The 14,237-nt window shown below is 70.3% G+C and carries 11 protein-coding genes; 8 read left to right on the plus strand and 3 right to left on the minus strand.

All coding sequences use genetic code 11. From position 1 onward, the window contains the following. Positions 1-26: 26 nt before the first annotated feature. The 3 genes from PE066_RS07025 to PE066_RS07035 all read right to left on the minus strand — a co-directional run bounded on the left by PE066_RS07025 (position 27) and on the right by PE066_RS07035 (position 6,161). The gene (locus PE066_RS07025) at positions 27-1,604 is read right to left on the minus strand and encodes a glycoside hydrolase domain-containing protein (protein WP_271235843.1); all 1,578 of its coding nucleotides are present in this window, start codon (positions 1,602-1,604) and stop codon (positions 27-29) included. A 248-nt stretch (positions 1,605-1,852) separates the two neighbouring features. Beyond that, positions 1,853-5,053, minus strand: a complete 3,201-nt coding sequence (locus PE066_RS07030) for a PAS domain-containing hybrid sensor histidine kinase/response regulator (RefSeq protein WP_271235844.1) — start codon at positions 5,051-5,053, stop codon at positions 1,853-1,855. A 154-nt stretch (positions 5,054-5,207) separates the two neighbouring features. Then, on the minus strand, positions 5,208-6,161 hold the full coding sequence (locus tag PE066_RS07035) for a LysR substrate-binding domain-containing protein (protein ID WP_271235845.1): 954 nt from the start codon (positions 6,159-6,161) through the stop codon (positions 5,208-5,210). Positions 6,162-6,275: 114 nt separating this feature from the next. On the opposite strand from PE066_RS07035, the gene PE066_RS07040 reads away from it, so the two are divergent. From PE066_RS07040 to PE066_RS07075, 8 genes are read left to right on the plus strand one after another with little or no spacing between them, the layout of a single operon-like run. Continuing rightward, complete coding sequence (locus PE066_RS07040; protein ID WP_271235846.1) at positions 6,276-7,163, plus strand: dioxygenase family protein; 888 nt, start codon at positions 6,276-6,278, stop codon at positions 7,161-7,163. 3 nt (positions 7,164-7,166) lie between these two features. After that, positions 7,167-7,979, plus strand: coding sequence for a citryl-CoA lyase (locus PE066_RS07045; RefSeq protein WP_271235847.1), 813 nt, complete (start codon positions 7,167-7,169; stop codon positions 7,977-7,979). Next, the gene (locus tag PE066_RS07050) at positions 7,976-9,121 is read left to right on the plus strand and encodes a CaiB/BaiF CoA transferase family protein (RefSeq protein WP_271235848.1); all 1,146 of its coding nucleotides are present in this window, start codon (positions 7,976-7,978) and stop codon (positions 9,119-9,121) included. Before PE066_RS07045 ends, PE066_RS07050 begins: the two co-directional genes overlap by 4 nt. Beyond that, on the plus strand, positions 9,118-9,681 hold the full coding sequence (locus PE066_RS07055) for an NADPH-dependent FMN reductase (protein ID WP_271235849.1): 564 nt from the start codon (positions 9,118-9,120) through the stop codon (positions 9,679-9,681). Before PE066_RS07050 ends, PE066_RS07055 begins: the two co-directional genes overlap by 4 nt. Positions 9,682-9,702: 21 nt before the next feature. Continuing rightward, a complete protein-coding gene (locus PE066_RS07060; protein ID WP_271235850.1) occupies positions 9,703-10,908 on the plus strand; it encodes an amino acid ABC transporter substrate-binding protein in 1,206 nt (401 codons plus the stop codon). Between the two features lie 4 nt (positions 10,909-10,912). Next, positions 10,913-11,773, plus strand: a complete 861-nt coding sequence (locus PE066_RS07065; protein WP_271235851.1) for a branched-chain amino acid ABC transporter permease — start codon at positions 10,913-10,915, stop codon at positions 11,771-11,773. After that, positions 11,770-13,536 (plus strand): branched-chain amino acid ABC transporter ATP-binding protein/permease, encoded by a 1,767-nt coding sequence (locus PE066_RS07070; protein ID WP_271235852.1) that lies wholly within the window; start codon positions 11,770-11,772, stop codon positions 13,534-13,536. The genes PE066_RS07065 and PE066_RS07070 overlap by 4 nt, the downstream gene beginning before the upstream one ends. Then, complete coding sequence (locus tag PE066_RS07075) at positions 13,529-14,233, plus strand: ABC transporter ATP-binding protein (RefSeq protein ID WP_271235853.1); 705 nt, start codon at positions 13,529-13,531, stop codon at positions 14,231-14,233. The genes PE066_RS07070 and PE066_RS07075 overlap by 8 nt, the downstream gene beginning before the upstream one ends. The last annotated feature ends 4 nt before the right edge of the window (positions 14,234-14,237 follow it).

Here is a 14,237-nt window from a genome sequence, read left to right on the forward strand (position 1 = left end):
CCGCCGAGGCGCGGGCCTGACGCCTTCTACTCGTGCACGAAGAACCCGTCCGCGGCCGCGAACTTCGGGTCGTTCCACCAGGCCTTGCCGATCGTGCTGCGTGCCAGGTTGGTCTCGCCGGCCTGGCTCTGGAGCGGGTAGATGACGTTGCCGTCCGGGTCCCGGCGCGCCTGCTGCGCGCCGGTTTCGGGAACGACGACCGAGATGTGGCCCGAGCGGCCCGGCTGCAGCCGGTCGGCGACGATGACGCCGATGCCGCCCGCATCCGCTGCAGCCTGCAGGGCGGTGGTATCGAACACCCTGCGCCAGCCGAAGGCAGGACCGAAGCGGGCCAGCCAGTCGTACAGGTCGTCGGCCTGCATCTCGCGGACCGTGCCGTCGTAGATCACCGGCGGCGTCTCGCCGCGCCCGATGGCCACCAGCGCAGGGCCGGTCCACCAGGTGCGCGGCAGGTAGGCGCCGGCCAGGTAGCAGTAGTCGGCTGCGTACACGTTGCAGTAGGTGGCGCCGGAGGCCTCCTTGCGATAGCGCAGGCTGTTCTGCACGTCCAGCCAGTCGATGACCTGCTGCAGCTGCTGCGCCTTCTCCGGCGCCGAGGTGGCGGTGCAGCGCGGCATCTGGGGCTCGCCCAGCGGCTTCGCGCGTTGCCCGGCCGAATTGCGTCTCGACGCCGGGTCGCCGGGCCGGTAGTGGACCGGCGGGAGGCTCCCCGGTGCGGGAACCGCAGCCGCCAGGGCCGGGGCTGCGGCCGGCTCGGCCAGGTGGCTGCCGTGCACGTAGCCGATCACCTCCCCGCCGGCCACAGTGGCGCGCACCCGCACCCACGCGCCGCCGGCCGGACCGAGCAGCCGCACGACCTGGCCCTCGGGCAAGCGCGTGATCACCTCGCCGGCCGTGGTGGGCGCCCGCCGCAGGTTCAGTTGCGAGGCGGTGACGCTGCGGCGCACGCCCTCCTGCGCCGTCACCGCGAAGCCGATCGGCTGGAACTCGCCGAACGGGCCGGCCGACTCGCAGCTCTCCCAGCCGGTTGCGCCCAGGCCGCACAGGTCGCCCGCGGGATGGGACTGGCGCACGTCCCAGCCGGCGTACGTGCGGCTCTCGCGCCAGCCGGCGGCGACGGCGAGCCAGGCGAAGCGCGCGAGCGCCGCTTCGTCGCGCACGAGGCGGCAGGCCAGCCCGGACCCGTACACGCCCACGCCGTAGGGCGACGCGCCGCCGGCCGCCGCGGCCAATCCCCGGCGAACGCCCTCGAAGTAGGGCAGCACGAAGGAGCGGATCTGCGGTTCGCTGAAATCGGCGTCCACCGCGAAATAGATGGCGCTGTCGGGCGGCTGCCCGATGGCGGCTGCAGCGGCGTACGCGGAGCGGCCATCGAGCTCGCCCCGGTCCGCCCCGAAATCGGCGGGCAACCGGGCGTTGTCCTGGTAGACGGTGGCGATGGAAAGGCCGGCGCGGGCCAGCAGGGCCGCTTCCCGCGGCGAGATGCGCTTGCCGGGGTTGCGGGTCGTGCGCGAGTGATAGCGGATGACGAACTGCCGCCCCGCCAGCGCGAGACAGTCCGCGACCGGGTCGCAAGGCCTGTTGGTGGAGAGTCCCTGTGCCATGGTCGTCCTCCTCTGATGCCTCGCGGCGGCGGCCATCTTCGTGGCGGCCCTCGCCTGCCGGCTCGGTGTTTGTACCGAGCGGCCCGCTTCATCGCCCGGCGCGCCGGAGCGAACTCCTCTGAGAAGACGAGGCGCCGGGCAGTAGCTTTCTCCCATGTTCAGGGAGCGGGAAAGGGGTATCACCGCGCCAGGCCGCGGGCCTTGAACCGCATGCTGCATCGCGTGACGATCACCCGATAAGCCTGGCTTCAGGCCGGCTGCGCCGCGCCCTCTTCATGCAGTCTTTCGGCGACGGCCGCCACGAGCCGGGCCAGCACGCGCTCGAGCACCCGCAGGCGCTCCTGCACCACCGAGGGCGGCTCGTAGGTCCGCAGGGCGTCCTCCAGGCTGGCGGCCAGTTGCCGCACTTCCTCCGCGCCGATGTTGGCGCACACCCCCTTGAGCGTATGCGCCAGACGCTCGGCCACCGGCAGGTCGCCGGTGGCCAGGGCCTCGTGGATCCGGGCCGGCACATTGGACTGGCCTTTGACGAAGCGCGCCAGGATGGTTCGATAGAGCTTGTGGTTGCCGCTGGCGATCGCCAGGCCGCGCACGGCATCCAGGCCTGCGATGCCTCCGAAGGGCTCGCCTTGGCCATCTGGCAGCAGCGGCGCAGGGGGCTCGCTTCGGGCGGACTCCAGCGGCGGAATCCAGCGCAGCAGCGCCGCCCACATCGCCGCCGGTGCCACGGGCTTGGTCAGCGTGTCGTTCATGCCCGCGTCCAGGCAACGGCGGCGGTCCTGCTCCATCGCATTGGCCGTCATGGCCACGATCGGCAGACCGGCCAGGCGGCTGATCTCGCGGATCTCGCGGGTCGCCGTGAGGCCGTCCATCACCGGCATCTGCATGTCCATGAAGACCATGTCGTAGTAGCCGGCCTGAACCTTCTCGAGGGCCACCTGGCCGTTCTCGGCGATCTCGACCTGCATGCCGGCCTGGTGGAGCATCTCCTCGGCCACCATCTGGTTGATCTCGTTGTCCTCCACCACCAGCACCCGCGAGCCCCGGATGGCCCCCAGCAGCGCGGGCGGCGAATCGGCCTGCAGCGGCCGGCTGCGCGGCTCGGAAAGGCGGCCGGCCCGCGAGGACAGCAGCTGTACGGTCGCATCGAACAGGGCCGATGCGTGCACCGGCTTGGCCAGCACGGACTCGATCCCGGCGGACTCGGCCTGCTTCATCATCTCCTCGCGGCAATAGGCCGACACCATCATCAGCGTCGGCGGCAGCTCCAGCCCGAGTTCGCGGATGCGCCGCGCGGTCTCCAGCCCGTCCATCCCGGGCATGCGCCAGTCCAGGTACACCACCTGGAACGGCCGCCCCTGCACGGCGGCCTCGCGCACGGCGTCGATCGCCTGCGCGCCCGAGGAGGCTTCGGCGACCTCGAAGGTCATGTCCTGGAGCATGTCCACGATCGCCGCGCGGGCGTAGAAGCTGTCGTCCACGACCAGCGCCCGGCAGCCCTGCAGCTGCGGCAACAGCACCGGATCCGGCGGCGCCTGCAGGCCGATGCCCAACGGAACGCGGAACCAGAAGCGGCTGCCGCGGCCCGGGTCGCTGTCCAGGCCGAGCTCGCCGCCCATCAACTCCACCAGCTTCTTGCAGATGGCCAGCCCCAGCCCGGTGCCGCCGAAGCGCCGGGTGACCGACGTATCCGCCTGGGAGAAGCTCTGGAAGAGCCGCCCGATCTGCCCGGGGTTCAGCCCGACGCCGGTGTCGCGCACGGCGAACTCCACCTCCACCTGCTCGTCGTCCTTGTGCAGCGCCTTCACGCTGATGGCCACTTCGCCGCGCTCGGTGAACTTCACGGCGTTGTTGGTCAGGTTCAGCAGGATCTGGCCGAGCCGCAGCGAGTCGCCGATGAGTTGCCGGGGGACGCCCTGGTCGATGTCGAGCACGAGCTCGAGGTCCTTGGATTCGGCGGCGGTCGACACCAGGCTGCAGGTGCTCTCCAGGATGTGGTTCAGGTCGAACTGGGCCGTCTCCAGTTCCAGCTTGCCGGCCTCCACCTTGGAGAAGTCCAGGATGTCGTTGATCACCCGCAGCAGGTGCTGCCCGGCCCCCTGCACCTTCTCGATGTAGTCCCGCTGCTTGGGGGTCAGCTCGGTCTTCAGGGCCAGGTGCGACAGCCCGATGATGGCGTTCATCGGGGTGCGGATCTCGTGGCTCGTGTTCGCCAGGAACTCCGACTTGGCCCGCGTCGCCGCCTCGGCCGCCTCCTTGGCGGCGCGCAGGTCGTCTTCGGCCTGCTTGCGGCCGGTGACGTCGCGGCCGATCCCCAGCACCCCCATCGGGTGGCCGCCCTCGTCCCACAGCGGCGACACCACGCTCTCGAACAGCACGCGCCTGCCATCGGGATAGGTGACCCAGTGCTCGGCAAAATGAGGCTTGAGGGTCGCCAGCACCTTCCGATGGCGCGCCCCCACCCGCTCCACTTCTTCGGCCGGGAACACATGCGCCGGCGCCTTGCCTTTCATGTCCTCGACGCTCTTGCCCACGAGCTCGGCGTAAGCCTGGTTGCACCCGAGCAGCTGCCCCTCCAGGTCCTGGAAGAACAGGGGATCGGTCGTGGAGTCCATCACCGCCTTGAGCAGGCTCTCCTGCCGCTGCCACGCCCGTTGCACGGCCTTGTTCTCCGTCATGTCCCTGACGTTGACGACGAACACGGCCTTGCCCGCATGCTCGGTCAGGAAGATCGAGGCGGTCACGTCCCTGACCGTGCCGTCCTTGCGGGTGTGCTGCGAGTCGAAGGTGGCCGTGCGCCCCTTGGCCAGCTCGTCGAGGACGTACAGGCGCTGTTCCAGGGTGAAGCCGGGGTTGAAGTGGCTCACCCGCAGCCGGTGCATCTCCTGGCGCGAGTACCCCACGTGCTCGCAGAAGGCCGGGTTCGCGTAGACGATCGCGCCGGTATCCCGCTCGATCCAGAACATGGGCGCCGAGTTGTCCAGCACGCGGGCATTGAACGCCATCTCCCGCTCGCTCCTGACCTGCTCGGTCACGTCCCGGAAGGCGATCACGAAGCCCAGCTGCTTGCCATTGACGTACTGGGGGCGGGCCCGCCGTTCGATGAAGCGGCCGTCCTTGCAGGCCAGCACGCTCGACCACTCCTGGTGGAAAGGTTGGTCCAGCGCATCGACGAGATGCCAGAAGGCTTCCGGATCGCGCAGCTGGCTGGCGATCAGCGAGCGAAACGCCGCCCCGTCGACATTGCTGATCTGCTCCTCGGGCACCGACCAGATCTCGGCGGCGCGCACGTTCATGAAGATGCTGCCGTCCGGACGCATGGCGACGATGCCATCGCTCGTGCTGTCCAGGGTGGCATGCAGGGCCGCCAGGGCGTTCCTGCACGCTGCGAGCTCCAACTTCAGGCGCTCGACCTCGGCGCCCCTGCCCGCGACTTCTTCGGTGACCACAGCAACCCTCCGCCAACGTAACAAGATGTGTTTTTCACACACTTTAGTGGGCAGCTTCGCAACCGTTCTTAGGGAGTTTGCTTAAACCGGTTCGCGGGCCGCTGACGGCGCCAGCCACCGCCCACGATTCGGCGCGGACCCTGCGCGTGAATGCCTACGAGGCTCGCCTGCTACGCGGTTTCATCCTGGCGGTCGCGCCCGGCTCCGGAGGGTGCCAGCCCGCCAGGCTTCGCCCCAGCGCCAGCTTGCGGATGCACGCCGCGAACGAGCGCACCGCGGGCGGCTGCTTGGCGTCGCGCTTCCACAGCATGCCGGGCGTGCGCATCGGGGTCGGGCTCTCCAGCGGCAGGATGCGCACGTCCTCGCGCGGCGTGACCGCATGGCTCGAGACGATCGTGGCCAGCTGGGTGCGCGCCACGGTGCCGATCATCGGCGCGATGGCGTTCATCTCCGCGGCCACGACCGGTTCCGCGCCGCTGGCGCGGAAGCACTCCTCCAGCATCGTGCGGGTGGTGAAGTCCCTGGGCAGCAGGACCAGGCGCTGCCGGTGCAGCTCGACCATGCGCACCCGGCGGCGCTGGGCCAGCGGGTGGGTGGACGACACCACCAGCACCATCTCCTCGGTGTACAGCGGCTCGAACCACAGGTGCGTCGGGTCGGCCGGCTGGTAGGCGATGCCGACGTCGAGCGTGGCGTCGATCAGGCGCTGGCCGATGGCGTCGGCGGCGAGTTCCTCCACCGTCACCTTCACCGTCGGATTGCGCTGCAGGAACACGGCCAGGCACTCGGGCACGAAGCTGATGTTGAAGGTGCCGGTGGCGCCGATGCGCACCTCGCCCGACAGCTCGTCGCCCGCGCGCATCAGGTGCGACAGCCCGGCGTCCACTTCGCGCAGCGCCTTGGACGCGTAGCCCAGGAAGCTCTCGCCGGCCTCGGTCAGGACGACGCGCTTGCCGATCCGGTCGAACAGCGGCTGGCCGATCTCGTCCTCGAGCTGCCGGATCTGGTGCGACAGCGTCGACTGCGTCACGTGCACGCGCTCGGCCGCGCGGGTGAATGACAGGCATTCGGCCAGGGTGACGAAGTAACGCAGGTGCCGCAGCTCCATAGGGTTTACCAGGGCAAATGATCGACGGTGTCGATTCAAACCATCGAAATTCTTCACTACGTCAATGTGTTGTCAATCGATAGAGTCCCGGCCAAGCCCAACGGAGAGTTACGCATGGCTCAACTGGAATACGACACCCTCAGCATCACGGACGCAGTGATCGGCCGGCTCGCCGACTGCCAGGACCCGCGCTTCAAGGCCGTGATGACCTCCCTCATCCGCCACCTGCACGCCTTCGCCCGCGAGGTCGACTTGAAGGGCGACGAGTGGTTCAGGGCGATCGAGTTCCTCACCGCCTGCGGCAAGACCTGCGACGACAAGCGGCAGGAGTTCATCCTGCTGTCCGACACGCTCGGCCTGTCGATGCTGGTGGTCGCCCTGGAGCATGCGCGCGCGCTGCAGGGCCGCAGCGGCGCGACGCCGCCCACCGATGCCACGGTGCAGGGGCCGTTCTACTGGGAGGGCGCCCCGGAGCTGCCGCTGGGGGCCGACATCGCCGAAGGCGTGTCCGGCGAGCCGGCCCTGTACAGCGGCCGCGTGACCGACCTCGAAGGCCGGCCGCTGCAGGGCGCGCTGCTGGACATCTGGTCCGGCGACGGCGACGGCGTCTACGACATGCAGCGCGACGGCTCGCCGATGCGGGCGCGGGCCCGCATCCGCACCGACGGCCAGGGCCGCTACTGGTTCTGGTCGATCCGCCCGACCTACTACCCGGTGCCCGACGACGGCCCGGTGGGCGACATGCTGCGCAAGATGGGGCGGCATCCGAACCGCCCGGGCCACATCCACATGAAGGTCTCGGCTCCGGGGCACAAGGAAGTGACGACCCACCTGTTCGTCAAGGGCAGCCCCTACCTCGACTCCGACGCGGTGTTCGGCGTGCGCGAGAGCCTGGTCATCGACTTCGAGCCGAAGGAGCCGGGCACGGCCATGGACGGCCGCCGGATGACCCGGCCCTACCACGTGGCGCACTACGACTTCCGCCTGATTCCGCAGGCCTGAAGCATGAGCTCCTCGATCAACCGGATCGGCAAGTCCACCGTGCCGCGCACGGCGATCAGCACCTCGGACGAACACAGCATCACCGTGCGCGGCGAGGACCTGTGCCGCGACCTGATCGGACGCATCTCCTTCGGCGAGTACTTCAGCCTGCTGGTCACCGGGCAGCGCCCGTCCAAGGGTGACGCCCGGGTGCTGGAGGCGACGCTGGTCGCCATCGCCGAGCACGGCATGGTGCCCAGCGTGCAGGCCAGCCGCATGACCTACGCGGCGGCGCCGGACGCGCTGCAGGGGGCGGTGGCCGCCGGTGTCCTCGGCTGCGGCAGCGTGATCCTGGGCGCCTCCGAGACCGCGGGCCAGCTGTTCGCCGAGGTGGACGAGGCGGCGAAGGACGGCAAGCTGGCCGATGCCGCCCGGACCGTCGTGCACCGCTGGCGCGAAGCCGGCCGCGCCGTGCCGGGCTACGGCCATCCGCTGCACAAGGAGCGCGATCCGCGCGTGGCGCGCCTGTTCGAAGTGGCGCGGGAGGCGGGCACCCGCCTGCGCTTCGTCGAGATTGCCGAGGCGGTCGAGCAAGCGATCCCCGAGATCGTCGGCAAGGACCTGCGCCTGAACGTGTCGGCGGCGATCCCCGCCGTGCTGCTCGGCACCAACTTCCCGCTGCGCGCGCTGCGCGGCGTGCCCATCCTGGCGCGCACCGCCAGCCTGATCGCCCACCTGACCGAGGAGGCCGTCAACCCGAGCGGCTTCGCGCTGTCCTACCAGGCCACGCGCGAACTGGTCTTCGAGGGTCCGGCGGGCAACGGAGCCGCGACATGACCGGCGTGCTGAACGACGTGCGGGTGCTCGAGCAGGGCACCTTCATCACCGGCCCGGCCTGCGGCATGCTGCTGGGCGACCTGGGCGCGGACGTGATCAAGATCGAGCAGCCGGTCACGGGCGACCCGTTCCGCGCCTTCAAGGGCGGCCTGTACAGCCCGCACTTCCAGACCTACAACCGCAACAAGCGCAGCATCACCGTCGACACCCGGCAGCCGGCCGAGCGCGAGCGGCTGTACGAGCTGGTGAAGACGGCCGATGTCTACATCCAGAATTTCCGACCGGGCGTGGCGCAGGAGCTGGGCGTCGGCGAGCAGCAGCTGCGCGAGCTCAACCCGCGCCTGATCTACTGCTCGATCAGCGGCTTCGGGCCGGACGGCCCCTCGGCCAAGCGCCCCAGCTACGACACGGTGGCGCAGGCCGCCAGCGGCTACCTCAAGCTGCTGGTCAACCCCGCCAACCCGCGCGTGGTCGGCCCCGCCATCGCCGATGCGGTCACCGGGTTCTACGCGGCCTACGGCGTGCTCGGGGCCTTGCACGAGCGCGCCCGCACCGGCCGCGGCCGCACGGTCGAGGTCTCCATGCTGGAGGCGATGGCGCACTGGAACCTGGATGCGTTCACCCACTACTACTCGGCCGGCGAGGTGATGGGGCCGTTCAGCCGGCCGCGCGTGTCGCAGTCCTACGTGATGGAGTGCAGCGACCACAAGTGGGTCGCGCTGCACATGTCGTCGCCGGAGAAGTTCTGGCAGGGGCTGGCCCGGGCGATCGAGCGCCCCGGGATGCTGCAGGACCCGCGCTTCGCCACGCGCGCGGCGCGCATCGAGAACCAGGAAGCGATCATCGGCGTGCTGTCCGCAGTCTTCGCCACCCGCACCCGCACCGAATGGTGCAACCGCCTGCTGGCGCAGGACGTGCCCCACGCGCCGATGTACGACACCGACGAGGCCCTGCAGGATCCGCAGGCGCGCCACCTGCAGCTGCTGGTGCAGGCGACGCACCCGACCATGGGCGAGTTCCGGACGGTGCGCCCGCCGGTGAGCTTCGACGGCGAGCGGTCGCTGTCGGTGCGCCCGCCGCCCACGCTGGGCGAACACAACGGGCAGATCGAGGCCATGCTGCGCGAGCGGAGCGCCCCATGAGCCTGCAAGTCGGCCTGGTCGTGGGCAGCCTGCGGCGGGACTCGGTGAGTCGCCGGCTGGCGCAGGCGCTGCAGCCGCTCGCGCCCGCGGGCCTGGCGTTCCACGAACTCGAGATCGGGGCGCTGCCGCTCTACAACGGCGACCTGGAAGACGCGGCGCCGCCGGCCTGGGTGCGCCTGCGCGGCGCGGTACGGGAAAGCGATGCGTTGCTGTTCGTCGTTCCGGAATACAACCGGTCCATCCCCGGCGCGGTGAAGAACGCGATCGACGTCGCGTCCAAGCCGACCGGCCGCAACTGCTGGGTCGGCAAGCCGGCCTTCGTGATGTCCCAGAGCACCGGGCCGCTGGGCGGGCTGGCCGGCTCGTTCGCGCTGAAGCAGGCGCTGGCCGGCGCCGGGGCCGTCACCCTGCCGCACCCGGAGGTGTACCTCGGGCGCGTCGCCACCCTGTTCGACGGCGACGGGCGGCTGGTGCCGGACACGCAGGACTTCCTGCGCGGCGCGCTCGCGAGCTTCGAGACCTGGATCCACCGCTTCGCCCCGCGCGCCAGCGCCTCATAACGACCCACGAAGGAGACAGCCATGACCCACCCGCGTTCCGTGTCGCGCCGCACCCTCCTGGCTGCAGCCGCGCTCTCCGCCGCTGCGCCGATGGCGCTGGCGCAGCAGCAACCACCGATCCGCATCGGCAGCACCCTGGCCCTGACCGGGCCGCTGTCGGCCACGGCGCAGGTGCACAGGCTGGTCGGCGAGATCTACGTGGAGGACCTGAACCGCCGCGGCGGCCTGCTGGGCCGGCGCGTCGAGTGGGTGCTCAAGGACGACCAGTCCAAGGCGGACCTGGCGCGCACGCTGTACGAGCAGCTCATCACCTCCGACAAGGTGGACCTGCTGATGGGCCCCTACGCCACCGGCGGCATCCTGTCCGCGATGGGCGTGGCCCAGCGCTACAACAAGGTGCTGGTGCACCACACGCTGGGCGTGCCGTCGCTGGCCAAGTACGACATGCAGTTCCCGGCCTGGTCCCTCGGGTCGGACCCGGCCAACACGACGACCAACACCGTGTTCGAGGCACTGGCCAAGGGCCCGAAGCCGCCGAAGACGGTCGCCGTGGTGACGAGCAAGTTCCCGTCCATCCATTTCATGTCCCAGGGCGCGCGCGAGACGATCAAGAAGCGCGGCCTGCAGGAGGTGCTGTTCCTCGAGTGGGAGTTCGGCAACCGCGACTTCGGCCCGATCGCCAGCCGCGTGAAGGACGCCAAGCCCGACTTCGTCTGGGTGGGCGCGATCGGCCTGGACGGCAACCTGCTGCTCGACGCGATGAAGAAGATCGACTACGTGCCGCCCCAGCACTTCTACCTGTATCCCGCGCCCGGGCCGCTGGTCACGCTGCCCGAGGCGCAGGGCGCGCTGTCGGTCACCATCTTCGAGGAGCACCCGCCCTTCAGCACCCGCCCGAAGGCCGCGGAATTCATCAAGACCTACCACGAGCGCGCCGCCAAGGCCAACTTCCCGGACACCTCGGTGGAGGTGCAGGCCGCGGCTTCGTTCACGGCCTGGCAGATCCTGGAGGCCGCGGTCACGGCCACCAAGAGCCTGGACGACCGGCAGATCGCCGACTGGCTGAAGAAGAACCGGGTGGACACCATCCAGGGCAGCCTGCGCTTCGACGGGCCGTCCAACTACGGCGACGACCTGATGCGCATCAAGCAGGTGCAGAACGGCAAGTGGCTGGTGGTGTATCCGCCCGAGTACGCCGCGCCGGGCGCGAAGATGATCGCCCGCTGACCGCATGCAACTCCCCAGCTGGACGCTGCTCGCGCAGTCGGTGCTGTCGGGCGTGTTCGCGGGTGCCCTCTACGGACTGCTCGGCTTGGGCCTGGGCCTGTCGTGGGGGCTGCTGCGAACCATCAACCTCGCGCACTTCGCCTTCGCCTTCCTGTCGGCCTATATCTGCTACCAGCTGACGGTGGCGGCGCAGATGGACCCGCTGCTCACGCTGGCCGCCATCGTGCCGCTGATGTTCGCGCTGGGCGCCGGGCTGCACTGGCTGACCGACCGCTTCCGGCTGACGCCGTTCAGCTCGCTGCTGCTCACCTTCGGCTGCATGGGCATCGTCGAGTCGATCATGCAGCTCCTCTGGACGGCCGACCCGCGCAAGCTCGAGTCGCACTATGCGCAGGCGAAGCTGCGGCTCGGGCCGCTGTTCCTGCCAATCCCCGAGCTGCTGACGCTGATCCTCGCGGTCGGCATCTCGCTCGGGGTGTGGGCGCTGCTGCGCTACACGGATCTCGGCAAGGCCCTGCGCGCCTCGGCGGAGGATGCGCCGGTGGCGGCGGCCTTCGGCATCAACCAGCGCCGCAACGGCTTCCTGCTGGCCGGCGCCTGCGCGGCGCTGGCGGGGGTGGCGGGCGTGTGCATCGCGCTGTCCAGCAGCATCAGCCCGTCTCAGATGTACGCGTGGGTGGGCGTGGTGTTCGCGGCGGTGATGCTCGGCGGGCTGGGCAGCGCGCTCGGGCCGCTGGTGGCCGGCATCGTCATCGGCGTGAGCGAGGCGGTGACGATGGCCGTCACCTCGCCGTCGTGGGCGCCGCTGGTGTCGTTCACGCTGCTGATCCTCATCCTGCTGCTGCGGCCGGGACGGGTGCGATGAGGGTGCGCCCCGCTCCTGCGGCCGTGCTCGGTGCCGGCCTGCTGCTGGCTGCGCTGCCATTCCTGCGGCTGCCGGCCTTCTACGAGTCGTTCCTCTACCTGGCGCTGTTCTGGATCGTGCTGGCCACCTCCTGGAACATCCTGTCGGGCTACGCGGGCTACTTCTCGTTCGGGCATGGCGCCTTCTTCGGCGCCGGGGTGTACACCAGCGCCACGCTCGCGGCCAAGTTCGAGTGGCCGTTCCTGTGGACGCTGCCGGTGGCCGCGCTGGTCGCGGCGGCGATCGGCGTCGGCATCGGCGCCGTCGCCTTCCGCGTGCGCGGCGTCCGCGGCGAACTGTTCGCCCTGCTCACGCTGGCCGTCACCTTCGTGATCGCCACCATCATCGGCAACACGCCGATCGACGGCGGCCCCGGGGTCTACCTCAACGCGGTGCCGGTGCCCCGGATCGGCCCGACGCCGACTTCCAGCCTGTACCTGATGATGCTCGCCGCGGCGGTGGCGACCCTGCTGATCGCCTGGGCCATCCGCCACTCGCGCTTCGGCGCCGGGCTGTTCGCCATCCACGACGACGAGGAAGCAGCAGAGGTGATGGGCGTGCCGACCTACCGCTGGAAGCTGGTGGCGCTGGCGGTTTCGTGCGCGCTCGCCGGCTGGGCCGGCGGCATCCACGCGCTGTTCGTGTCCTACATCACGACGGCGGAGACCTTCAACCTGACGGTGCCGCTCACGGTGGTGCTCATGAGCATCCTGGGCGGCACGCGCCACTGGGCCGGTCCGGCGATCGGCGCGATCGCCATCACCTGCCTGCTGTTCGCCTTCACCGGCGGCGAGTACGCGGTGCTGGGCAAGGGGGTGATCGGCCTGATCCTGGTGATCGGCATCCTGTTCATGCCCGAAGGGGTGATGGGCCGGTTGCGGCGGTCGCGCCCAGCCCGCGAAGGCGGGAATCCGGCGCCTGCGCTTGCGCCGGCTCCCGTGAGAGCGCTGGACGCGCGCCCACGCGAGGGTGAAGGGGATGGCAACCGCCCGCCCCCGCCGCTGCTGACCGTCAGGAACCTCAGCAAGTCCTTCCGCGGCCTCAAGGCCTTGTCCAGCGTGAACCTGGAGGTGCGCCAGGGCGAGATCCTGGGCCTGCTGGGGCCGAACGGCTCGGGCAAGTCGACCTTCATCAATGTCGTCAGCGGCCACTTCCTGCCCGATGCCGGCCAGGTGCTGCTCGATGGGCGCGACATCGCCGGCCGGCCGGCGCACCGGATCGCCCGCGCCGGCATCGCGCGCACCTACCAGATCCCGCGTCCGTTCTCGCAGCTGAGCGTGCTGGACAACGTCGCCATCGCCGCCATGTACGCCGGCCAGGGGCTGGGCACGATCGAAGAGGGCCGGCGCGAGGCGCTGCAGTGGCTGGCGTTCACCCACCTGGACGGCAAGGCGCACATGCTGCCGGGCGAGCTGAACCTGCACCAGCGCAAGTTCCTGGAGCTGGCCCGCGCGCTGGCTTCGCGGCCCCGGCTGGTGCTGCTGGACGAAGTGCTGTGCGGGCTGACGCCGACCGAGATCCAGTCGGCGGTGACGCTGATCCGCCGCATCCGCGACCAGGGCACCACCATCGTCTTCGTCGAGCACGTGATGGACGCGGTCATGGCGCTGACCGACCGCATCGTCGTGTTCGACCAAGGCGCCATGCTGGCCGAAGGCGCGCCGCGCGAGGTGATGCAGAGCCCGGCGGTCATGAGCGCCTACCTGGGGGTCTCGCATGCTTGAGCTGGAGCAGGTCACCGTCGCCTATGGCGAGGCCCGGGCGTTGTGGGACATCTCGCTTCAGGTCAGGCCGGGCGAGCTGCTGTGCGTGGTGGGCCCCAACGGCGCCGGCAAGACCACCCTGGTCAACACGCTGGCCGGCATCCTGCGCCCGCTGTCGGGCCGCATCACCATGGCCGGCCGCGACATCACGCGCCTGCCGCCCCACCGCTTCTGCGAGGCCGGCATCGCGCTGGTGCCCGAAGGCCGGCGCCTCTTCGCCGGCATGACCGTCGCGGAGAACCTCGACATCGGCAGCTTCCTGCCGGCGGCCAAGGCGCAACGCCGCCAGACGCTGGACGAAGTGCTGCAGCTGTTCCCGGCCCTGAAGCCCAGGCTGTCGGCGTTGGCGGGCGAACTATCGGGCGGCCAGCAGCAGATGGTGGCGATCGGCCGCGCGCTGATGGCGCGTCCGCGCCTGCTGCTGCTGGACGAGCCGTCGCTCGGCCTGTCCCCGCTGGTGGTGGCCGACATGTTCAATGCGATCCGCAAGGTCAGCGCGGGCGGCATCACCATCGTGCTGGTCGAGCAGAACGTCTCGATGGCCATGCGGGTGTCGCACCGCGCCTGCGTCCTGGAGCTGGGCCGGATCGTGGCCGAGGGCGAACCCGACGAACTGATGAAGCGGCCGGAGATCCGCCAGGCCTACCTCGGTGTCTGACGCA

Source organism: Ramlibacter tataouinensis, from assembly GCF_027941915.1.
GTDB lineage: Bacteria > Pseudomonadota > Gammaproteobacteria > Burkholderiales > Burkholderiaceae_C > Ramlibacter > Ramlibacter tataouinensis_C.

Excerpts from the sequence above, each read along its gene's own strand:
- PE066_RS07025 (WP_271235843.1), bottom strand. The coding sequence starts at position 1,604 with ATGGCACAGGGACTCTCCACCAACAGGCCTTGCGACCCGGTCGCGGAC.
- PE066_RS07035 (WP_271235845.1), bottom strand. The coding sequence starts at position 6,161 with ATGGAGCTGCGGCACCTGCGTTACTTCGTCACCCTGGCCGAATGCCTG.
- PE066_RS07040 (WP_271235846.1), top strand. The coding sequence starts at position 6,276 with ATGGCTCAACTGGAATACGACACCCTCAGCATCACGGACGCAGTGATC.
- PE066_RS07045 (WP_271235847.1), top strand. The coding sequence starts at position 7,167 with ATGAGCTCCTCGATCAACCGGATCGGCAAGTCCACCGTGCCGCGCACG.
- PE066_RS07050 (WP_271235848.1), top strand. The coding sequence starts at position 7,976 with ATGACCGGCGTGCTGAACGACGTGCGGGTGCTCGAGCAGGGCACCTTC.
- PE066_RS07055 (WP_271235849.1), top strand. The coding sequence starts at position 9,118 with ATGAGCCTGCAAGTCGGCCTGGTCGTGGGCAGCCTGCGGCGGGACTCG.
- PE066_RS07060 (WP_271235850.1), top strand. The coding sequence starts at position 9,703 with ATGACCCACCCGCGTTCCGTGTCGCGCCGCACCCTCCTGGCTGCAGCC.
- PE066_RS07065 (WP_271235851.1), top strand. The coding sequence starts at position 10,913 with ATGCAACTCCCCAGCTGGACGCTGCTCGCGCAGTCGGTGCTGTCGGGC.
- PE066_RS07070 (WP_271235852.1), top strand. The coding sequence starts at position 11,770 with ATGAGGGTGCGCCCCGCTCCTGCGGCCGTGCTCGGTGCCGGCCTGCTG.
- PE066_RS07075 (WP_271235853.1), top strand. The coding sequence starts at position 13,529 with ATGCTTGAGCTGGAGCAGGTCACCGTCGCCTATGGCGAGGCCCGGGCG.